The following is a 21,092-nucleotide window of genomic DNA, read 5'->3' as shown; positions in this document are numbered from 1 at the left end:
TTACTCTTTTATTAATGGCAAGGTTATATTAGCACACAAGCCACCTAGTTCTTTATTTGATAATACTAAACTGCCGCCATGCGCAGTAATAGCATTTTTAGCAATCGCAAGACCTAAACCCGTGCCACCACTTACGCGATCCCGCGCATCTGACTGTCTAAAAAAGGGCTCGCAAAGCTTGCTCAGTTGATCATCTGGCACACCAGAGCCATCGTCACATATTTCTATATAAATGGCATCAGCATGCTTTAGAGTAATACTAATCGTATTATTTGCGTATTTAATGGCGTTGCGAAGTAGGTTTTCAAGCGCACTGGCAATAAGGCCTTCGTCGCAATTAATATTTACGTCTACAGCGCCCATTATATTTAGCTGCTTATTATTTTGTTTTGCTTCAAACTGCGCATCGTTAATAACGTGATCTACAATTATTTGTAATGATTGCTTTTGCAGTGAAAGTGCTTGGCTTTTTGCTTCTAAGCGAGAAACTTGCAGCACGTCGGCAATCATCTTATCGAGTTGGTTTGCTTCTTTTTCTATGCGTAATAAATACGATTGGCTAGCGTCGTTAGCTTGCATTTGTGCAAGCCCGGTAGCCATTTTTAAACGTGTAAGAGGCGATCGTAACTCATGTGATATGTCGGCTAACAAGCGTTTTTGTGAACTAATTAAAAGCTCTAACTGATTAGCCATGCTGTTAAAATCTCGCCCTAGTATTCCTAGCTCATCTTTTCGGTTTACAGAAATGTCGGCTCTTGCGCTTAGGTTACCCGATGATAGTTTAATTGCCGCTTTTTTAAGGCTATTTATAGGGGCTATTAAATTACGGCTAAATACAAAGCTTAAAATAAGAGATGCAACAATTGCGATGACTATTTTCATCCAATTAGGCATAAGCTTAAAGCGCATTATTAGCGGGGGTTGATGGTTAATATCTATTTCATAAAGATAAAAGCTTCCTTCAGGCACGTTAATATTAACAGGGCCAAAGGCTTGATATTTTTCAGTGAAAATAATTTGCGGTGACATATTTTGAGTAAAGTTTAACAAACTTAAGTCGATGCTCTCTGGCACTTCTTTATTACTTAGGGAGTCCTCGCTTTGGGCTGCGCTTAAATATAAAAGTTTTCGCTTTGATAGGCGAGGGTGTACTAATACTTCGCTTAGGCTGCGTTTATGTTTAACTGCAGAGCGCTCAATGCTTTTAGCGGTATATATCAGATTTTTTTTCATCGGCCCATAAAGTGGCTCGTTAGATACCGCATTAATAGCGGTAATATTACTTAAAAATATAAGCGCTGCTACGGTGCCGATTATAGTTAACCAAAACCAAATAAATATTTTAAAAAACAGGTAGTGCCCAGGGTGCTTTAACCAAGCAAAGTAAGTGCTTTTATTCGCCTTGGATAAAGACATAACCTGTACCTCGCATTGTTTTAATTCGCTCGCCTGGAATATGCTCCGCAATTTTTTTACGGATATTACTTACATGCATATCGATAGAGCGATCAAAAGAAGCTAAACGCCTGCCTAACACTTCTTCGCTAATTTGCTCTTTACTAACAACTTCGCCTGCATTTTTACACAATAGCGTGAGTATTTCGTACTCTGTACCGGTAAGGGTTAGTGTAGAGCTTTCTATTGAGGCCTCTCGCGCTGCAAGGTTAACAGTAATACCATTAACGAGTAACTTACTCGTTGTAGCTGCATTTAAGCTATTAATGTGCTCTATACGGCGTGTTATCGCTTTTACGCGGGCTAGTAATTCACGATGATTAAAAGGCTTTGGAATATAATCGTCAGCGCCTAGCTCTAAACCAAAAATACGGTCAAAGTCTTCACCTTTTGCAGTAAGCATTATTACAGGGGTGAGCTTTGTTTGCCTAAGTTGTTTGAGTACTTCAAAACCATCAAGCGTTGGTAGCATTACATCTAGCAATATAAGGGCGTAGTCGTTTGCTTGTGCTAGTTTAAGGCCCTGCTCACCGTCGTGTACACTTTGTATTTCAAAACCTTGGGCAGTTAAATATTCACTTAATAGCTCACAAAGGCCCGTATCGTCATCAATCATTAATAGTTTCATTTACAAACCCTTAGAGTTGTTTATAGCGTTATTTTACCCGCTAAATAGTGCAAAGGTGAATCTTTACACAACCTTTACACTGCTTTGCGTTACTTTGCGTTGAGTTAGGTATAGTTAACTCACTGGCTTAGCAGCCACAATCGCTCAACCAACCAATTCAATATTAAGGTAATGATTATGACTAAAGTAAACACACTATCAAAATTAGTACTTATTTGTGGCTTAGCAACAGCAACTCTTGGCGCTGGTAGCGTATTAGCTAAAGGCGACGGGCATAAGCAAGGCCATTCTCAAGCTCGTTTTTTACTTTCTGATCGCGGCGTTGAAAAATTAAGCCTAACAGATGAACAGCAAACTAAGCTAAAAGCTATTTTTGAAGCACAAAAAACACAAATGAAAGCATTGCGCGGCGACGATAAAGAAGCCCGTAAAGCAATGCGTGAAGCGCACAAAGCAAAAATGGATGCGTTACTTTCGGCGGCAACATTTGACGAAAATGCAGCTAAAGAGCTATTAAACGAACGCCGCGAAAAAGGTGAGCAATTTGGTTTAATTAAACTAAAAACGCAGCACCAAGTAATGCAAGTTCTTAACGCTGAGCAAAAAGAGAAGTTTGCTAAAATGCAAAAGCGTATGAATAAAAAGCATCGTAAGCAAAAAGACTAATCGTTCAATTATATTGAACACTAAAAAGCCAGCATCGCGCTGGCTTTTGTGCTTTTAAATGAAAAATTCAGCGTTTACTTAAAAAAGTCATCTTCATTTTTAGCCAGCATAGCTTCAATATCTTCAATCATGTCTTGGCTAAACTCTTCTGCTGAGGTGATTGGCGCAGAAATTTTATTATTTTCAAACGACCATTCACCCAAATCAATTAGCTGACAGCGCTTGGAGCAAAAAGGGCGAAATGGGCTTTGCTCTGACCATTCAACTTTAGTTTTGCAGGTCGGGCAGTTTACAACAGTAGGCATAATTTACTCTTTACAATCTTTTTCTGCATTTTACATTACTTAGATATGAGTCTCTAGGTATAAGTAAGGCTCTGAGTTTAGTGTTCAGAACCTTCTCACTTTTACTATGGACCTTTAAAAATTAGTCACGCGATTAATTTCAGCAAGGGATGTAAGGCCATCGGCTGCTTTGCGTAAACCTGATAAACGTAAATTATTAAATCCGGCTTTAAGTGATACGTCAGCTATTTCAAGCGAGTTACCACCGCGCATAATAATTTGGGCTATTTCAGGAGTAATTTGCATTACTTCGTAAATACCCACTCGGCCTTTATAACCATCGGTACAGCTATCACACCCTTTAGGTGTATATAATGTCATTTCTTCAATTTGCTCTGAACTAAACCCCTGGCGAGTCAGTTCTTCACTCGGAAGTTGTTCCGGCGTTTTACACTTGGGGCACAAACGACGTGCTAAGCGTTGGGCTATGATTAAGCTGATCGAACTTGCTACGTTATAAGCCGGCACACCCATATTTAATAAACGGGTGATTGTTTCCGGTGCTGAGTTTGTATGCAATGTTGATAAAACCAAGTGACCTGTTTGCGCCGCTTTTATTGATATTTCTGCGGTTTCTAAGTCACGTATTTCACCTACCATAACTACATCAGGATCTTGACGTAAAAATGCACGCAATGCGTTGGCAAAAGTCATATCGGCTTTAATATTAATTTGTACTTGGTTTACACCTTCAAGGTTAATCTCAACCGGATCTTCCGCAGTACTAATATTACGCTCAGGCTGGTTTAATATATTTAAACCTGTGTATAGCGATACTGTTTTACCAGAACCCGTTGGCCCTGTTACCAATATCATCCCTTGAGGCTGGGCAAGCGCATCCATATAGAGCTTTTTCTGCTCAGGCTCATAGCCTAATACATCAATGCCTAACATAGCGCTTGATGAATCAAGGATACGCATTACTATTTTTTCGCCCCACAAGGTAGGCATGGTACTTACACGAAAGTCGATACTTTTGCGTTCAGTAATTTTTAGTTTTATACGACCATCTTGTGGTTTACGTTTTTCGGCAATATCGAGTCTCGACATAACCTTAATACGCGCAGAAAGCTTGGTTGCTAATGTATTGGGTGGGCTTGCCACTTCATGCAAAATGCCATCAATACGAAAGCGAATACGGTACTTGTGCTCATACGGTTCAAAGTGTAAATCAGAGGCGCCTTTTTTAATGGCATCCATTAAAATTTTGTTGATGTAAACGATGATAGGCGCATCATCTTTATCGTCATCTTGTGGAGCTGTATCTCTTTGGCTTTCTGAGTCTAAATCAGCAAATTCTTGAAACTCGTCATCAGTTAAATTTAAGCTGCCAGTGGCATCTAGCAACTGCTCAATTTTGTTATCGAGTTGAATATAATCAACAACAACAATTTCGCATGAGAGACCGGTACTAAACTCAAAGTTTTCGAATGCGCCGTAATCTGTTGGGTCTGATGCGGCTATATAAACTTTTCGATCTTTTTGAACAAGCGGCAAAATGTGATGTTTTCGTATGAGTTTTTCTTTTACAAGATCGGCCGGGATTTTTGTTGGGTCAAAGTCTTTTAAGTCAAAATAGGGTACGCGAAACAAATCGATACATTGTTCAGCTAAATCATTACTATCGATTTTTCCACATTTAGAAATAAGCTCAGCTGTTGAGGCAAATTCATTTTGTTTGTTTTTAACCGTGTCGGCATCAATGCGGCCGAGGGTTATAAATTTTCTCAATAACGGTGAGTTAATATTCATTGCGCACCTGTTTTATTCCTTCAATAGTAAGCAATTTATCAGAAAAAAGAAGGTGATTACATCACCTTTCATTCTTTGTTGTGATTTTACTAACTAAAATACGAGTTTGTGTGAGTTAGGACAGTGTTAATGTGAGTTAGTTTTGTTGTGTAATGCATATTGTAGGTACTTTTTATGAAGATCAACAAGTTCTATATGCACTAGGTTTAAACTTCGGTCATTATTTAAAATATCATCCGCTTTTTGCTGCTTATCGGCACGTGACATTTGCGATGCAATAATACTTTTAACTTGCTCAATACTTGTGCTGTCGCGTTTTGCTGTACGTGCTATTTGTACAGAGGTTGGTATATCAATAAGTAAGGTATGGTCGCAATATTTATCAAGGTTGTTTTCAAACAATAAAGGCGCTACTAAAACAACATAAGGGCTAGTTGCATTATTTAAATCGTTTAGTATTTTTATCCGTATAAGAGGGTGCAGTAAAGCATTAAGCCATTCTTTGTCATTGTTGTTAGTAAATATTTTTGCACGCAGCGCTGCTCTATTTAATGTGCCATCAGGCAATAAAATATGTTCACCAAAGCGGGCTGTAATCGCTTTTAGTCCTTTGCTATTTGGGAGTACTACTTCGCGCGCAATTATATCGGCATCAACAATTGTAATACCAAGATCTTCAAACATATTGCTTACGGCCGTTTTACCACAGCCAATACCACCTGTTAAACCTAATACCCAGCTGTTTACTTTAGCTATTTGTTTACTCATTTTAATAACCAATTAAATTAAAATAAGCGCCTTGAATTTGGTTGCCCCAAAGCATTGTAATCCAGCCAGCTATCGCTAAATAAGGCCCAAATGGAATCGGCGTTGCTTTGTCTTTACCTTGTATGCTTAACAGTGCAATACCGATAATGGCACCTACTACGCTCGAAAGCAGAATAATTGTAAGCAATGACTGCCAACCAAGAAGCGCCCCAAATACGGCAAGCAATTTGAAATCGCCATAGCCCATGCCTTCTTTACCGGTTAATAACTTAAATAGCCAAAACACACTCCATAAGCTTAAATATCCACAAACCGCACCAATAATGGCATCGGTTGGTGTAATTGTGTAACCCATTACCGAGGCAATAAGTGCAAGCCATACAAGCGGAAGTGTAAGTTGATCTGGCAGTAACATATGGTCAATATCAATAAAGGTTAGTGCTACCAATATCCACGTTACAAAAATATATAAAAGGGCTTGCTCGGTCGCACCAAAACTATAGGCAACAACTAAACTTAATAGGGCAGTAATTAGCTCTACAGCAGGGTATCGAGCCGAAATAGGATTACTGCAACTTGCGCATTTACCTTTAAGTGCTAACCAACTAATAATAGGAATATTCTGCCAAGGTTTAATGGCAGTTTTACATTTAGGGCAGGTAGAATTGGGTTTTACTAAGTTAAAAGGCTCATTGTTATTGGCTTGTTTAGATTTATTAGCTGTAAGCTCATCATCTAGCAATATACGGCATTCGCTTTGCCACTCACGTTGCATCATCAACGGTAAGCGATAAATAACCACATTTAAAAAGCTACCAATACATAAACTAATTAAGCCAACTGTGGTTAAATAAAACCATAGTTGGCTCTGCATTACTTCAATAATACTTTGCATTTTTTTACCTAAAACTAAAAATTTTTAATAATACCAATTAACAGCGCGATGTAAAATCGCGACTACGCGGTTTATGTCATGGTACCGTAGCAGCGGGTTTACCCCGCGACTGTTACCATTATTGCGCGATGTAAAATCGTAATTAAAAACGCGATATAAAATCGCGACTACGAGGTTTATACCACGGTAGCTTAGCAGCGGGTTTACCCCGCGACGGTTGCTATTACTGCGCGATTGTTACAATTATTGCGCGATGTAAAATCGCGACTACGTGTGTTTTTAAATAGGTGTTTATATTTTTAAAGGTATTAAATAACTGAGCCCAATTGGAAAATAGGTAAGTACATCGCAACAATCAAGCCACCAACAAGTACACCGAGTACAGCCATAATAAGTGGCTCAAGTAGGCTTGAAAGGCCGTCTACTGCATCATCAACTTCTTGCTCGTAAATAGTTGCAACTTTCGCAAGCATGCCATCTAATGAGCCTGACTCCTCACCAATCGCGACCATTTGTATTACCATATCAGGGAATATTTTTGAGTTGCGCATTGCCCAGTTCATCTGATTACCAGAGCTTACTTCTACTTTTATATCTAAAATGGCATAACGGTAAACGGCATTACCTGAAGCGCCTGCAGCAGAATCAAGTGCATCAACCAGCGGTACACCGGCAGCAAAAGTGGTCGAAAGAGTTCGTGCATAGCGAGCAACTGCTGCTTTATTTAAAATCATGCCTATGACCGGAAGTTTAAGTATAGCTCGGTCGGTTGCATCTCTTAGTTTTAAGCTTCTTAATTTAGCTTCTTTAAACGCGTATCCAAAAGCAAGCATCCCAATAAGAATCATCCACCAATATGCTTGCATAAAGTTAGATATACCAATTACGAATAATGTAAAAGCGGGAAGTTCAGCGCCAAAGCCTGCAAAAATATCTTGAAACTGGGGTACTACAAATATTAATAATATTGAGGTAACAATACCTGCAATAACTAATACCGAAATAGGGTAGAACATTGCCTTTTTAATTTTTGACTTTAATGCTTCGGACTTTTCTTTATAAATAGCGACACGATCAAATATTCTATCAAGCGCACCTGATTGTTCGCCCGATGCAACTAAATCGCAATATAAATCATCAAAATAGCGGGGATGCTTTCTAAGCGCTGTAGATAATGGTTGACCCGCTTTTACTTCATCAGCAATAGTCCCCATTAGTTTCCTAATGCTTTTATTAGTCGAACCAGTACCAATCATTTCAATTGATTGTATTAGCGGAACGCCCGCCATCAACATAGTTGCTATTTGGCGAGTAACGAGAGCTATATCTTTTGGCGTTATTTTTTGAACACTTTGAATGCCAAATAATGGTTTTGCTTTACGCTTTACTTTTGAAGGTGTTATACCTTGTTTACGAAGTTGAGCCTTTACTAATGCAATACTATTACCTGTAAGCTCGCCTTCAAGTTTCTTCCCTCGTGCACTTACACCGACCCACTGAAAAGTATCGAGGCCTTTATCTTGTTGTTTCTTAGCCATAAATAGAATACCAGAATAGTAATAAGCAGTTAGCTATAAGTTAACACACCCAAAAAAAATATTATCTATATTTTGCCTAAAAAAAAGACGCTCATATGAGCGTCTTTTAATTTTATATGATATTAGCTATCAGATGGCGGTGTTACAGCCGTTGTAGCTGTTGGACATGTTTTAGGAGCTAAAGTTGGATCATCAAGCTCTGATGCTTGACAAGACCAAGCGCCAGCATCAGTTCTTGTCCAAGTTAGTGTTGCACCTTCAATTTGTGTTGGAGCGTTAACAACGACACACACGATATTATCTTCCCCAGGCGTAATTGTGCAATTTTGAGTTGGTGATGTTAAACCCATTTGCGTTAGGGTTGGTGTTGTATCACCATTATTTTTTGCTATCTCAAAACCAGTTCTACCAGATGAGATTTCAGCTAAGGCTGCTGTTAATTTCGAAGTCGATTGGTATTTAGAGTACGCTGGTAAAGCGATTGCAGCAAGAATACCGATGATTGCTACTACAATCATTAATTCAATTAGGGTGAAACCCTGTTGTTTTTGAGTCTTTGTTTTCATGTTTCCTCTCCTAAAGGATAGATTTTTGTAAGTTAAATCACTTAAGCGGCAAAATGCCTCACTTAATTTAACCGATTTACTTTACAGTTTTACTTAAAATTAATTTTATTACACTTTAGCTTTAGAGTATGAAACACAAAAGCCGTATGTGAATTCATTATGTTTAGTACTAACTATAAAAGTTTACTAAGTGCACTACATGTTGTAGCAACAAATAGTATAGGCATAAAGTAAGTAGTTTAGTTGCTTTAGTTTTTAATTATGTCTTTAAAAACTAAAGGTACTAGTTATTTATGACTGCTTTTTAAAATAAAATAGTACAACAGAATTAGTCTACCATTTTATTTTAGTATTTAGCACGTATCTTCTTATAAAAAAGCGATTTTATTTAACAAAATGTTACAAAGTAAGCCTTTCGGGTTATTTAATGCTTTTTTACTTAACTTGTCAATCGATTAGCGGTATTAATTGGTAGTTGTTGCTTTAAAATTGTTCAAAACGCATCGATAAATCGATTGATTGTAAGTTTTTTGTTAACGCTCCGCTTGATATAAAATCGACGCCGGCTTGTGAATAAGTTTTGAGCGTTTCTAGGGTCATATTGCCTGAAACCTCTAGTTTTGCACGTTTGTTGGTCAAAATTACAGCTTGTTTAATTTGCTCTACGCTAAAGTTGTCGAGCATAATTATGTCGGCACCAGCCTCAATCGCTTGCTTAAGTTCAGGGAGTGATTCTACTTCTACTTCAACAGGTTTGTTTGGGTGGTTTTGTTTAGCTTGAGCTACGGCTTTGTTTATTGTGCCACAAGCCGCTATATGATTTTCTTTAATTAAAAAAGCGTCAAATAATCCAATACGATGGTTTGCACCCCCGCCACATTTTACTGCGTATTTTTGAAGAGCGCGCAGACCAGGTATGGTTTTGCGTGTATCGAGTAGTTGCGTTGTTGTACCACTTAATTCTTTTACATAATGTTCTGTAGTAGTGGCTGTACCCGATAACGTTTGCACAAAGTTAAGTGCAGTACGCTCGGCAGTTAATATTGAACGAGCCGAGCCAATAGCGGTAAATAATGTGCTGTTTGCTTTAACTGCGTCGCCATCATTAATGAGTACATTAACCTTAACGCTTGGGTCTACCTGTTTGAATACTTCAAGGATGATGTCTTTTCCACAAAAAATGCAGTCTTCGCGGGTGATTACTTTTGCGTTGGCTTGCTCGCTCTGAGGGATAAGCTGCGCGGTAATATCGCCTTCTTGAGCTGTTTGATAATTTAGATCTTCGTCGAGTGCAAGAGTGACTAGTTGAGTAATGAGGGAGTGCGAAATAGACATAGGATGCTCATAAGCGTTAATAAATTAAGCAAATTTTACTATGTTTATAAAAGAAAGAGAAGCGATTGCCTTTTCGCCAATATAAAGATAAGCGCTTGTAGTAAATTCGCACCTACGTGTGGGTTTGAATTATTTGTAGGTGAGGTTTTATACCTCGCTTGTTACTATCATTTTTTTAATAAATCCATTAGCATCAGTGCTATGTGTATCTTGATATTTATATAATAAACGTATCATGAAAATAGATTTAGACGGTGTTTTAAGTACGGTAGCGCAGCGGCCTTGTTCGCATTTTGATGAGCGCCCTGATGAGGCTGATATTTCTTTATTGGTGATTCACAATATATCATTGCCAGCAGGGCAGTTTGGTACACCTTTTGTTGATGAGTTATTTATGGGTAGCATTGATTGCAATGCTCATCCGAGTTTTAGTGACTTAAAGAATTTACGTGTATCGGCCCATTGCTTTGTAAAGCGCACCGGTGAGGTTATACAATACGTGCCTTTTGAAAAGCGCGCTTGGCATGCAGGGCAATCCGAGTTTGAGGGGGTACCTGCTTGTAATAACTTTAGCATTGGTATTGAGCTTGAAGGTACCGACACCACGCCATATTCTTTAGCGCAGTACAAAACATTAACTATTATTAGTAAATCTATAATGCAACGCTATCCAAAAATTACCCCTTCGCGTATTGTTGGGCATTGCGATATTGCCCCGGGACGTAAAACCGATCCTGGCAGTAGCTTTAATTGGCCATTGTTTTTTAATATGCTTGAACAACTAAGTTAAGAGAGTTATTCCCATGATTTTAGTTTCTATAATAATTGCATTAATACTAGAGCGCTTAGGGGCTCGGTCTAATTACTGGCAGATAAGCTATTACACAAATGGTTATTTAAATTGCTCTAATAAGCTACTAGGTGACAAAGGCTTATTTAGTTCTGCTCCGGGCTTTTTAATTTGGCTTTTGCTTCCGGTGATTGCGATGGCACTAATTTATTGTTTATCTGATTTTGTTTTGTGGCAGTTGGGCATTAATATCGCGGTGCTTTTGGTTTGCTTTGGTTGTGCTAAGCAGCGTGCTTTATATAAGTCGTATTTAAATGCGTTAACGCGAGATGACGGTACTGCTGCATCTTTATATGCGTTGCAAATAGGTCAAAAGCGTACTGATGATCAAGATGGTGGCGAAACCTTTGGGCAAACATTGGCGTGGGTAAACTTTAGATTTTACTGTGCGGTTATTTTTTGGTTCGTTGTTTTAGGCGCGCCAGGTGCGGTTTTATATGCACTGGTACGTACTTTAGCTGATTTAGTACGAGAAGATCATAAAGTAATATTTGCTAAGCGTTTTAAACTTATACATAAACTACTGTTTTGGCTCGACTGGTTACCTGCACGCATTACAAGCTTTGGTTATTTAGTAATAGGTAACTTTAATAAAGGCACAAGCTGTTGGCTACGTTACGTACTTAACTTTAAATCTCCAAACCGAGAAGTAGTAACATGTACTGCACTTGCTGCAGAGCAAGTTGAAAAGCGTTATTACGGCTGTACCTACGAAGCCACTTGTATGATTAAGCTTGTTAAGCGCAATGTATTATTTTACTTAGTACTCATAGCACTACTTACATTATTTGGTGGACTATCGTAGTCGCGATTTTACATCGCGCATTGTGTTTTTTTGTTGAGGGATTAGTTGCCAAATGTCGCGGGGTAAACCCGCTGCTACGATAGCGTAGTCGCGATTTTACGTCGTGCATTGTGTTTTTTGGTTTGGAGATTAGTTGCCAAATGTCGCGGGGTAAACCCGCTGCTACGATTGCGTAGTCGCGATTTTACATCGCGCATTGTGTTTTTTTGTTGAGGGATTAGTTGCCAAATGTCGCGGGGTAAACCCGCTGCTACGATAGCGTAGTCGCGATTTTACATCGCGCATTGTGTTTTTTTGTTGAGGGATTAGTTGCCAAATGTCGCGGGGTAAACCCGCTGCTACGATAGCGTAGTCGCGATTTTACGTCGCGCATTGTGTTTTTGGTTGGGAGATTAGTTGCCAAATGTCGCGGGGTAAACCCGCTGCTACGATTGCGTAGTCGCGATTTTATATCGCGCATGTGTTTTTCGGTTGGGAGATTGTTTGCACAATAATCGCGGGGTAAACCCGCTGCTACGATATCGCGCATTGTGTTTTTGGTTGGAGATTAGTTGTCTAATGTCGCGGGGTAAACCCGTTGCTACGATTGCATAGTCGCAATTTTATATCGCGCATTGTGTTTTTTGGTTAGGCGATTAGTTGCCAAATGTCACGGTGTAAAACCGCTGCTACGAGTTTAGATAAATACTATCCCAATATGGGTAGTCTGCAATATTTTCTATTAAATTTGCACGCAAAGGGTTTGCGACTATGTATCTAGCACAGCTATTTAAGTCTTCGGTATTTCTTATTAAGTGATCATAAAACCCTTTTTGCCAAAGCTTTTGTCTGCCAAATTGTCTATACACCGTGGCTGAGCGTCCTTTGAAGCTTCTAATTACCTCACTTAATGTTGCGCTATCGGATAATTGTAATAACCAATGAATATGGTTTGGCATTATCACGAAAGTATTTGATTTAATCAGTTGCTCTCTTTCTAATTTTCTCATTTCATTGATAATAGCTCTATTAATTATTAAGCTTGTGAGTAGGTTATTTCGCTCATGACAAACCAGTGTTATAGCATAATAGTGGTTTGCTTTTGATACTCTTCCCTTTCGTAATAAATATGAACGATGCATAACATACCTGTATTTTAGCAATCACAGACCCACGAATTTAAAGCATATGCAATTTTTATAAATTTGCGTAGTCGCGATTTTATATGGCGCATTGTGTTTCTCGGTTGGGAGATTAGTTGCTAAATGTCGCGGGATAAACCCGCTGCTACGATATTGTGTAGTCGCGATTTTATATCGCGCATTGTGTTTCTCGGTTGGGAGATTAGTTGCTAAATGTCGCGGGGCAAACCCGCTGCTACGATATTGCGTAGTCGCGATTTTACATCGCGCATTGTGTTTTACGTTTAGGTAATTGCTTGCACAATAGTCGCGGGATAAACCCGCTGCTACGATATTGCGTAGTCGCGATTTTATATCCCACATATGTTTTTCGGTTGGGAGGTTTTTTGCATAATAGTCGCGGTATAAACCCGCTGCTACGATATTGCGTAGTCGCGATTTTACATCGCGCATTGTGTTTTACGTTTTGGTAATTGTTTGCACAATAGTCGCGGGGTAAAACCGCTGCTACGATATTGCGTAGTCGCGATTTTATATCGCGCATCGTGTTTTTTTGGTTGGGAGATTAGTTGCCAAATGTCGCGGGGTAAACCCGCTGCTATGATATTGCGTGATCGAAATTTTATATCGCGCATTGTGTTTTACGTTTAGGTAATTACTTGCACAATAGTCGCGGGTTAAACCCGCTGCTACGATATTGCGTAGTCGCGATTTTACATCGCGCATTGTGTTTTACGTTTTGGTAATTGTTTGCACAATAGTCGCGGGGTAAACCCGCTGCTACGATATTGCGTAGTCGCGATTTTATATCGCGCATGTGTTTTACGTTTAGGTAATTACTTGCACAATAGTCGCGGGGTAAACCCGCTGCTACGATATTGCGTGGTCGAAATTTTATAGCGCGTATTATGTTTTATATTTAGTTGACTGATCGTGTGTAAATTGCAGCTATTTCTTTGGTACTTTTATCCTGTTATTAATTTCTTTAATAAATTCAACTAGAGTTAACACTCTATTTTTCTGGTCAGACCAATTGTTTTCATCCTATTAACGTTATAACAATTTTTGTAAATTGCGCATTGTTTAATCTTCGTTCAAAATGCGTTACGCTACTTTAATTGCTCAAATTACCTGTAAATTGACAGCTAATAAGGTTTTTGATACCGTATTGAAAATTTTTGGTATGACCAATTTACCTTTTGGGTAAATCATACTACTCAAAGCCCCGCTTTATGGGCTCTTGGTATTTATACAACGCGGACGTTGATTCATGTCTTTAAAGATCAAAGCAGCAAAGTTATCTGATGTTATTTTACAGCAACTCGAGAACATGATTCTTGAAGGCTCGTTAGCACCAGGTGAAAAGTTGCCACCAGAGCGTGAACTAGCAAAGCAATTTGAAGTGTCTCGCCCGTCACTGCGTGAGGCAATTCAAAAATTAGAAGCGAAAGGTTTAGTTACGCGTCGCCAAGGTGGCGGCACGTTTGTAAAAAATCAGCTCGAAGAAGGGCTTACTGATCCACTTTTTGATTTGATTAGTAAACACCCTGAGTCGCAGTTTGATTTACTTGAATTTCGTCATGCATTAGAAGGGATTGCTGCTTACTACGCGGCACTGCGCGGGACCAGCAACGATTTTAGCAAAGTGAAAGAAAGCTTTGATAAAATTGCCCTAGTTAATGATGATTTACAGCAAAAAGCAAAAGCAATTAATGCATTTCACTTTAGCGTGGCAGAAGCTTCGCATAATGTGGTGTTACTGCATTTAGTAAGAGGCATGAAAGCGCTGCTTGAGCAAAATGTATTGCAAAATTTAACTGTTTTATTAAAAAAGTCAGATATTAGCAGTCAATTAGCCCAACACAGGCGTTTATTAATGGATGCCGTTATTGACGGTAATCCAGAACAAGCCCGTTTAGCAAGTAATGCGCACTTAGCATTTATCGAAGAAGCACTACTTGAAGCAGGCAAAGAACATTCGCGAATTGAACGTAGTTTAAGACGCACTAAACAAAATTAAGTTAGTACATAACTACTTTGAACACACAAATTAAGTAGCTGTGATATTAAATTAACAATATTCGTATTTTAAACATAAGGAAACCTCCATATGTCTGAAGTCAATAAAATTGACGTAGACGCGCTAGAAACACAAGAGTGGTTACAAGCTCTTGAATCAGTTGTGCGCGAAGAAGGTGTTGAACGAGCTCAGTTTTTACTTGAGCAAGTATTAGAGCAAGCCCGTTTAGACGGCGTTGATATGCCAACGGGTATTACCACGAACTACGTTAATACTATTCCTGTAGATCAAGAACCTGCTTACCCGGGTGATGTAAATCTTGAGCGCCGTATTCGTTCAATTATACGTTGGAACGCGATTATGATCGTTCTACGTGCATCTAAAAAAGATCTCGACTTAGGCGGCCATATGGCGTCTTACCAATCATCTGCTGCATTTTATGAAGTGTGTTTTAACCACTTTTTTAAAGCACCAAATGATGTAGACGGTGGTGACTTAGTTTATTACCAAGGTCATATTTCTCCTGGTATTTATGCACGTGCATTTGTTGAAGGTCGTTTATCGGCTGCACAACTAGATAACTTCCGCCAAGAAGTTGATGGCGAAGGCTTACCATCGTACCCTCACCCTAAGTTAATGCCTGAATTTTGGCAGTTCCCTACGGTATCAATGGGCTTAGGTCCTATTTCGTCTATTTACCAAGCACGCTTCTTAAAATACTTAGATGGTCGTGGCTTAAAAGATACTAAAAACCAACGTGTATACGCGTTTTTAGGTGACGGTGAAATGGATGAGCCAGAATCACGCGGTGCAATCTCTTTTGCTGCACGTGAAAAACTAGATAACCTTTGTTACTTAGTTAACTGTAACTTACAGCGTTTAGACGGCCCAGTTATGGGTAACGGTAAAATTATTCAAGAGCTAGAAGGCTTGTTTAAAGGCGCTGGCTGGAACGTAATTAAACTAGTGTGGGGCAGCGGTTGGGATATTCTTCTAGCTAAAGACACAACGGGTAAATTACTACAGTTAATGAACGAAACTGTTGATGGCGATTACCAAACATATAAAGCTAAAGATGGCGCGTACGTACGCGAAAACTTCTTTGGTCGTTACCCAGAAACAGCTGCACTTGTTGCTGACATGACAGATGACGAAATTTTCGCGCTTAAGCGTGGTGGTCATGAGTCATCAAAATTATTTGCTGCATTTAAAAAAGCAGAAGACACTAAAGGCCGTCCAACTGTAATTCTTGCTAAAACTGTAAAAGGTTACGGCATGGGTGAAGCAGCTGAAGGTAAAAACATTGCGCACCAAGTGAAAAAAATGGACATGTCGCATGTTGCGCATTTACGTTCACGCCTTGGTCTTGACGATTTAGTATCTGAAGAGCAACTTGCAGAACTACCTTATTTAGAGCTTGAAGAAGGTTCACCTGAGTATAAATATCTACATGCTCGTCGTGATGAACTTAAAGGTTATACACCTAAGCGTATTCCACGTTTTAGTGAAAAACTTACGTTGCCAGAAGTAGACGCGTTTAAGCCGCTACTTGAAGAGCAAAAACGTGATATTTCTACCACTATGGGTTTTGTTCGTGCACTTAATATCTTATTAAAAGATAAAGGCATTGGTAAAAACATCGTACCAATTATTGCCGATGAAGCGCGTACATTTGGTATGGAAGGTTTATTCCGTCAAATTGGTATTTACAATCCGCATGGCCAAAACTATACACCACAGGATCGTGATATTGTTTCTTACTATAAAGAAACTGTATCAGGACAAGTGCTTCAAGAAGGTATTAATGAGTTAGGTGCAATGTCGTCATGGGTTGCTGCTGCAACTTCATACAGCACTAACGATTTACCAATGATCCCGTTCTACATTTACTACTCTATGTTTGGTTTCCAACGCGTTGGCGACATGGCATGGATGGCGGGCGACCAACAAGCACGTGGTTTCTTATTAGGTGCTACTGCGGGTCGTACAACGTTAAATGGTGAAGGCTTGCAACACGAAGATGGTCACAGTCATATTCTTGCAAACACGGTTCCTAACTGTATTTCATATGACCCAACTTACGCGTTTGAAGTAGCTGTTATTGTACAAGACGGTATTCGTCGTATGTACGGTGATGACCAAGAAAATATTTACTACTACCTAACGCTTATGAACGAAAACTACCATCAGCCAGCTATGCCAGAAGGCGCTGAAGAAGGTATTCGTAAGGGTATTTACAAGCTTGAAAGTTACGAAGGTAAAAAAGCCAACGTACAGCTATTAAGCTCAGGTACTATTATGACTGAAGTACGTAAAGCCGCTACGATTCTAAGCGAAGAGTATGGCATTGCGTCTGACGTGTTCTCTGTTACGTCTTTCAACGAATTAACGCGTGAAGGTCAAGATGTTGAACGTTTCAACATGCTTAACCCTGAAGGCGAGCAAAAAACAGCATTCATCACAAGCGTATTAAACGACTCTGTGACTGTTGCAGCAACGGATTACATGAAAAACTACGCAGAACAAGCGCGTTCATTCATTCCAAGCAGCAACTACAAAGTGTTAGGTACAGATGGTTACGGTCGTTCTGATAGCCGTGAAAACCTACGTCGTCACTTTGAAGTTAACGCGGGCTACGTTGTTGTTGCTACGTTATCTGAACTTGCTAAACGCGGTGAAGTTGAGAAGTCAGTAGTTGTTGAAGCACTTAAAAAGTTCAACATCGACACTAACAAACTTAACCCACTGTACGCATAAGAGGTTTGCAATGAGTATTGAAATTAAAGTACCAGATATTGGTGACGACGAAGTAGAAGTAACCGAAATATTAGTAAGCGTTGGCGACAAAGTAGATGTGGACCAATCATTACTGAATGTTGAAGGCGACAAAGCATCAATGGAAATACCTGCTTCGCAAGCGGGTACAGTGAAAGAGATTAAAGTAAACGTTGGCGACACCGTTACAACTGGCTCTTTAGTATTTTTGTTTGAAGGCGAGAGTGAAAGCACTGGTGAAGAAAAAGCATCAGCCGCTGCTCCAGCTAAATCTGAAGAGGCAGCACCTGCTGCTTCTACAGGTTCTTCAACTAAAGAAGTAACCGTACCAGATATTGGCGATGATGAAGTTGAAGTAACTGAAATCATGGTTGCTGTTGGCGACACCGTTTCAGAAGAGCAATCTATCTTAAACGTTGAAGGCGACAAGGCAGCAATGGAAGTTCCCGCTCCATTTGCCGGTATAGTTAAAGAAATTAAAGTCGCCGCTGGCGATACAGTTAAAACAGGCTCATTAGTGTTTGTTTTTGAAGTAGCAGGAAGTGAATCTGCAGCACCGGCTAAAGAGTCGGCTCCTGTAGAAGCGCCAGCAGCTAGCTCAACAGCAAACGCAGCACCAAGTACTAAAGAAGTGAATGTACCTGATATTGGTGGCGATGAAGTTGAAGTAACTGAAATTATGGTTGCAGTTGGCGATACGGTTGAAGAAGATCAATCAATCTTAAACGTTGAAGGCGACAAAGCTGCAATGGAAGTACCAGCTCCATTTGCAGGTACAGTTAAAGAAATTAAAGTAGCCGCTGGCGATAAAGTATCGACTGGCTCATTAATTTTTGTATTTGAAGTTGCAGGCAACGCGCCAGTAGCAGCACCTACACCAGCTGAAAAATCAGCACCTGCAGCTGCGGCTAAAACTGAGTCGGCACCGGCTCAAGCGGCACCAGCAAAAGCAAGTAATGAAAGCTTCACAGAAAACAGCGCGTATGCTCATGCATCACCTGTTGTTCGCCGTTTAGCGCGTGAGTTTGGTATTAACCTAGCTAATGTTAAAGGCACTGGTCGCAAAGCCCGTATAGTTAAAGAAGACGTGCAAAACTATGTTAAAAACTTAGTTAAGCAAGTTGAGTCTGGTCAATTGTCAGCAGGTAGTAATGCTGGTGGTAGCGAGCTTGGTCTTATTCCATGGCCTAAAGTTGATTTTGCTAAGTTTGGCGAAATTGAAGAGCAAAAGCTGTCTCGTATTCAAAAGCTATCAGGCAAAAACTTACACCGTAACTGGGTGCAAATCCCACATGTTACACAGTTTGACGAAGCAGATATCACAAGCCTTGAAGTATTCCGTAAAGAGCAAAATGTGCTTAGCGAGAAGAAAAAGCTGGGTGTTAAAATTACGCCGCTTGTGTTTGTAATGAAAGCAGCTGCAAAAGCACTTGCTGAATTTCCAAAATTCAACTCATCGCTTTCTGAGGACGGCGAAAGCTTAATCCTTAAAAAGTACATTAACATTGGTGTTGCAGTTGATACGCCAAACGGTTTAGTTGTACCAGTGTTTAAAGATGTTGATAAAAAAGGCATTATTGAACTATCACGCGAATTAATGGAAGTATCTGTTAAAGCACGTGACGGGAAGCTTACATCGTCTGATATGCAAGGTGGTTGTTTTACTATTTCTAGCCTTGGCGGTATTGGCGGTACGGCATTTACGCCGATTGTTAATGCACCAGAAGTGGCTATTTTAGGTGTGTCTAAATCTGAAATGAAACCTAAATGGAATGGCAAAGAGTTTGAACCAAAACTAATGGTTCCGCTGTCTATGTCATACGACCATAGGGTTATTGACGGAGCCTTAGCTGCACGCTTTACTGTGACTCTTGCAAGTTACATGAGCGATATTCGCCAATTGGTGATGTAATCGCTGGACAATGAATAGAATCAAATCCCAGCCAGTTGTTTTTAGCTGGGATTTTTACCATTTGCAATGATACAATCTTTGCACAAATTTGTGATCTGCTCTCACTTTCTGCCTTGCAGAAACATGGCAGTTAAACTTTAGGGCAGTGTCCCGTTCAAACAATTAAGGTAATAGCATGAGCAACGAATTAAAAACTCAAGTTGTTGTACTAGGCGGTGGTCCTGGTGGTTACTCTGCGGCATTCCGCGCTGCTGACTTGGGCTTAGAAGTTACATTGGTAGAATCTCGTGAAACATTAGGCGGCGTATGTCTTAATGTTGGTTGTATTCCTTCAAAAGCACTTTTACACGTAGCTAAAGTGATTGATGATGCAGCTGAAATGTCATCTCATGGTGTTACTTTTGGCGCACCAAAGATCGATCTTGACCAAGTTCGTACTTGGAAAGATTCTGTAGTTGGCCAGTTAACTGGTGGACTAGAGGGCATGGCTAAAATGCGTAAAGTGAAAGTTGTATCTGGTTACGGCAAATTCACTGGCAGCAATACTTTAGTAGTTGAAGGCGAGAAAGACTCTACAACTATCACGTTTGATAACGCGATTATTGCAGCAGGTTCTAAACCAGTTAACTTACCTTTCATCCCACAAGATGACCGTGTAATTGATTCAACTGGCGCGCTAGAGCTTAAAGATGTACCAGAAAAACTACTTGTACTTGGTGGTGGTATTATCGGTCTTGAAATGGGGACGGTTTACCGTGCACTAGGTTCTGCAATTGATGTTGTAGAATTTGCTGACCAATTAGTTCCAGCAGCTGATAAAGACATTATCAAAATTTACCAAAAATACGTAAGCAAAAAATTCAACGTAATGCTTTCAACTAAAGTTGTTGGTGTTGAAGCTAAAAAAGATGGCTTATACGTAACGTTTGAAGGTAAAAACGCACCAGCAGAACCTGTACGTTACGACAAAGTGCTTGTTGCAGTTGGCCGTACTCCAAACGGTAACTTACTTGATGCTGAAAAAGCGGGCGTAAACGTTGATGAGCGTGGCTTTATTAATGTTGATAAGCAATTACGTACTAACGTAAGCCATATTTTTGCAATTGGTGACTTAGTTGGCCAGCCTATGCTTGCGCATAAAGCGGTTCATGAAGGTCATGTTGCTGCAGAAGTTATTTCTGGTCAGAAGCATTTCTTCGACCCTAAATGTATTCCTTCGATTGCGTATACTGACCCAGAAATCGCTTGGGTAGGTGTTACTGAGAAAGAAGCAAAAGAGCAAGGCCTAAAAATTGAAACTGCGGTATTCCCGTGGGCAGCATCTGGCCGTGCTATTGCATCATCTCGTACTGAAGGTTCTACTAAACTTATTTTTGATAAAGAAAGTGGCCGTATAATCGGTGGTGCTATGATCGGTATTAACGCGGGCGAAATGCTTGGCGAAATCGGTTTAGGTATTGAAATGGGTGCTGATGGTGAAGACTTAGCGCTTACTATTCATGCTCACCCTACATTGAATGAATCAATCGGCCTTGCAGCTGAAATTTTTGAAGGTTCGATCACTGACTTACCAAACAAAAAAGCAGTTAAAAAGAAGTAATTTAACTTTTTAGCATTTGTTTGAAAAACCCAACTTCGGTTGGGTTTTTTTATGTCTGGTTT

Annotated in this window: 17 protein-coding genes; 7 read left to right on the top strand and 10 right to left on the bottom strand. The window is 39.8% G+C overall.

The window, feature by feature from the left end:
* Entirely contained in the window at window positions 1–1,416 is a 1,416-nt protein-coding gene (locus I6F44_RS03055; protein WP_197173284.1) for an ATP-binding protein, read from the bottom strand.
* The gene (locus I6F44_RS03050) at window positions 1,394–2,083 is read right to left on the bottom strand and encodes a response regulator (protein WP_165735455.1); all 690 of its coding nucleotides are present in this window, start codon (window positions 2,081–2,083) and stop codon (window positions 1,394–1,396) included. The genes I6F44_RS03055 and I6F44_RS03050 overlap by 23 nt, the downstream gene beginning before the upstream one ends.
* A gap of 177 nt (window positions 2,084–2,260) precedes the next feature.
* Between I6F44_RS03050 and I6F44_RS03045 the strand changes: the two genes are divergently transcribed.
* Window positions 2,261–2,749 carry a periplasmic heavy metal sensor gene (locus I6F44_RS03045; protein WP_076925027.1) on the top strand — a complete coding sequence of 163 codons (489 nt, stop codon included), beginning with the start codon at window positions 2,261–2,263 and terminating at the stop codon, window positions 2,747–2,749.
* 74 nt (window positions 2,750–2,823) lie between these two features.
* On the opposite strand, the gene yacG is transcribed toward I6F44_RS03045, so the two are convergent.
* The 7 genes from yacG to nadC form a co-directional block, all read right to left on the bottom strand.
* On the bottom strand, window positions 2,824–3,054 hold the full coding sequence (gene yacG, locus I6F44_RS03040) for a DNA gyrase inhibitor YacG (protein ID WP_076925028.1): 231 nt from the start codon (window positions 3,052–3,054) through the stop codon (window positions 2,824–2,826).
* Window positions 3,055–3,168: 114 nt separating this feature from the next.
* The gene (gene pilB, locus I6F44_RS03035; protein WP_165735457.1) at window positions 3,169–4,845 is read right to left on the bottom strand and encodes a type IV-A pilus assembly ATPase PilB; all 1,677 of its coding nucleotides are present in this window, start codon (window positions 4,843–4,845) and stop codon (window positions 3,169–3,171) included.
* A gap of 126 nt (window positions 4,846–4,971) precedes the next feature.
* The gene (gene coaE, locus I6F44_RS03030; protein ID WP_197173283.1) at window positions 4,972–5,613 is read right to left on the bottom strand and encodes a dephospho-CoA kinase; all 642 of its coding nucleotides are present in this window, start codon (window positions 5,611–5,613) and stop codon (window positions 4,972–4,974) included.
* 1 nt (window position 5,614) lies between these two features.
* On the bottom strand, window positions 5,615–6,508 hold the full coding sequence (locus tag I6F44_RS03025; protein WP_197173282.1) for a prepilin peptidase: 894 nt from the start codon (window positions 6,506–6,508) through the stop codon (window positions 5,615–5,617).
* 308 nt (window positions 6,509–6,816) lie between these two features.
* On the bottom strand, window positions 6,817–8,046 hold the full coding sequence (locus I6F44_RS03020) for a type II secretion system F family protein (RefSeq protein ID WP_197173281.1): 1,230 nt from the start codon (window positions 8,044–8,046) through the stop codon (window positions 6,817–6,819).
* Window positions 8,047–8,168: 122 nt separating this feature from the next.
* Window positions 8,169–8,612, bottom strand: coding sequence for a pilin (locus I6F44_RS03015; RefSeq protein ID WP_197173280.1), 444 nt, complete (start codon window positions 8,610–8,612; stop codon window positions 8,169–8,171).
* 483 nt (window positions 8,613–9,095) lie between these two features.
* Window positions 9,096–9,947 carry a carboxylating nicotinate-nucleotide diphosphorylase gene (nadC, locus tag I6F44_RS03010; protein ID WP_197173279.1) on the bottom strand — a complete coding sequence of 284 codons (852 nt, stop codon included), beginning with the start codon at window positions 9,945–9,947 and terminating at the stop codon, window positions 9,096–9,098.
* Window positions 9,948–10,182: 235 nt separating this feature from the next.
* Here nadC and ampD point away from each other — a divergent pair, with 235 nt between their 5' ends.
* The gene (ampD, locus tag I6F44_RS03005; protein ID WP_197173278.1) at window positions 10,183–10,737 is read left to right on the top strand and encodes a 1,6-anhydro-N-acetylmuramyl-L-alanine amidase AmpD; all 555 of its coding nucleotides are present in this window, start codon (window positions 10,183–10,185) and stop codon (window positions 10,735–10,737) included.
* 13 nt (window positions 10,738–10,750) lie between these two features.
* On the top strand, window positions 10,751–11,602 hold the full coding sequence (ampE, locus tag I6F44_RS03000; protein ID WP_197173277.1) for a beta-lactamase regulator AmpE: 852 nt from the start codon (window positions 10,751–10,753) through the stop codon (window positions 11,600–11,602).
* A gap of 668 nt (window positions 11,603–12,270) precedes the next feature.
* Here ampE and I6F44_RS02995 read toward each other — a convergent pair.
* Entirely contained in the window at window positions 12,271–12,723 is a 453-nt protein-coding gene (locus tag I6F44_RS02995) for an REP-associated tyrosine transposase (RefSeq protein ID WP_024604550.1), read from the bottom strand.
* A gap of 1,270 nt (window positions 12,724–13,993) precedes the next feature.
* Between I6F44_RS02995 and pdhR the strand changes: the two genes are divergently transcribed.
* The 4 genes from pdhR (at window position 13,994) to lpdA (ending at window position 21,030) form a co-directional block, all read left to right on the top strand.
* Window positions 13,994–14,743: a pyruvate dehydrogenase complex transcriptional repressor PdhR gene (gene pdhR / locus I6F44_RS02990; RefSeq protein WP_007586129.1), complete on the top strand. Its 750-nt coding sequence runs from the start codon at window positions 13,994–13,996 to the stop codon at window positions 14,741–14,743.
* A gap of 90 nt (window positions 14,744–14,833) precedes the next feature.
* Window positions 14,834–17,500, top strand: a complete 2,667-nt coding sequence (aceE, locus tag I6F44_RS02985; protein ID WP_010553346.1) for a pyruvate dehydrogenase (acetyl-transferring), homodimeric type — start codon at window positions 14,834–14,836, stop codon at window positions 17,498–17,500.
* Window positions 17,501–17,510: 10 nt separating this feature from the next.
* Window positions 17,511–19,430, top strand: coding sequence for a pyruvate dehydrogenase complex dihydrolipoyllysine-residue acetyltransferase (aceF, locus tag I6F44_RS02980; protein ID WP_197173276.1), 1,920 nt, complete (start codon window positions 17,511–17,513; stop codon window positions 19,428–19,430).
* A gap of 175 nt (window positions 19,431–19,605) precedes the next feature.
* Window positions 19,606–21,030, top strand: a complete 1,425-nt coding sequence (gene lpdA, locus I6F44_RS02975) for a dihydrolipoyl dehydrogenase (protein ID WP_007586124.1) — start codon at window positions 19,606–19,608, stop codon at window positions 21,028–21,030.
* Window positions 21,031–21,092: the final 62 nt, after the last annotated feature.

The sequence above is a fragment of the Pseudoalteromonas sp. NZS11_1 genome, assembly GCF_015864275.1.
Classification (GTDB): Bacteria; Pseudomonadota; Gammaproteobacteria; order Enterobacterales; family Alteromonadaceae; genus Pseudoalteromonas; species Pseudoalteromonas arctica.
The sequence above is the reverse complement of the archived record's forward strand: the minus strand, read 5'-3'. Positions and strand labels throughout refer to the sequence as shown.

Excerpts from the sequence above, each read along its gene's own strand:
- I6F44_RS03015 (WP_197173280.1), bottom strand. The coding sequence starts at position 8,612 with ATGAAAACAAAGACTCAAAAACAACAGGGTTTCACCCTAATTGAATTA.
- yacG (WP_076925028.1), bottom strand. The coding sequence starts at position 3,054 with ATGCCTACTGTTGTAAACTGCCCGACCTGCAAAACTAAAGTTGAATGG.
- lpdA (WP_007586124.1), top strand. The coding sequence starts at position 19,606 with ATGAGCAACGAATTAAAAACTCAAGTTGTTGTACTAGGCGGTGGTCCT.
- ampE (WP_197173277.1), top strand. The coding sequence starts at position 10,751 with ATGATTTTAGTTTCTATAATAATTGCATTAATACTAGAGCGCTTAGGG.
- I6F44_RS03050 (WP_165735455.1), bottom strand. The coding sequence starts at position 2,083 with ATGAAACTATTAATGATTGATGACGATACGGGCCTTTGTGAGCTATTA.
- aceE (WP_010553346.1), top strand. The coding sequence starts at position 14,834 with ATGTCTGAAGTCAATAAAATTGACGTAGACGCGCTAGAAACACAAGAG.
- I6F44_RS02995 (WP_024604550.1), bottom strand. The coding sequence starts at position 12,723 with ATGCATCGTTCATATTTATTACGAAAGGGAAGAGTATCAAAAGCAAAC.
- I6F44_RS03025 (WP_197173282.1), bottom strand. The coding sequence starts at position 6,508 with ATGCAAAGTATTATTGAAGTAATGCAGAGCCAACTATGGTTTTATTTA.
- I6F44_RS03020 (WP_197173281.1), bottom strand. The coding sequence starts at position 8,046 with ATGGCTAAGAAACAACAAGATAAAGGCCTCGATACTTTTCAGTGGGTC.
- I6F44_RS03055 (WP_197173284.1), bottom strand. The coding sequence starts at position 1,416 with ATGTCTTTATCCAAGGCGAATAAAAGCACTTACTTTGCTTGGTTAAAG.
- pilB (WP_165735457.1), bottom strand. The coding sequence starts at position 4,845 with ATGAATATTAACTCACCGTTATTGAGAAAATTTATAACCCTCGGCCGC.
- ampD (WP_197173278.1), top strand. The coding sequence starts at position 10,183 with ATGAAAATAGATTTAGACGGTGTTTTAAGTACGGTAGCGCAGCGGCCT.
- aceF (WP_197173276.1), top strand. The coding sequence starts at position 17,511 with ATGAGTATTGAAATTAAAGTACCAGATATTGGTGACGACGAAGTAGAA.
- pdhR (WP_007586129.1), top strand. The coding sequence starts at position 13,994 with ATGTCTTTAAAGATCAAAGCAGCAAAGTTATCTGATGTTATTTTACAG.
- I6F44_RS03045 (WP_076925027.1), top strand. The coding sequence starts at position 2,261 with ATGACTAAAGTAAACACACTATCAAAATTAGTACTTATTTGTGGCTTA.
- nadC (WP_197173279.1), bottom strand. The coding sequence starts at position 9,947 with ATGTCTATTTCGCACTCCCTCATTACTCAACTAGTCACTCTTGCACTC.
- coaE (WP_197173283.1), bottom strand. The coding sequence starts at position 5,613 with ATGAGTAAACAAATAGCTAAAGTAAACAGCTGGGTATTAGGTTTAACA.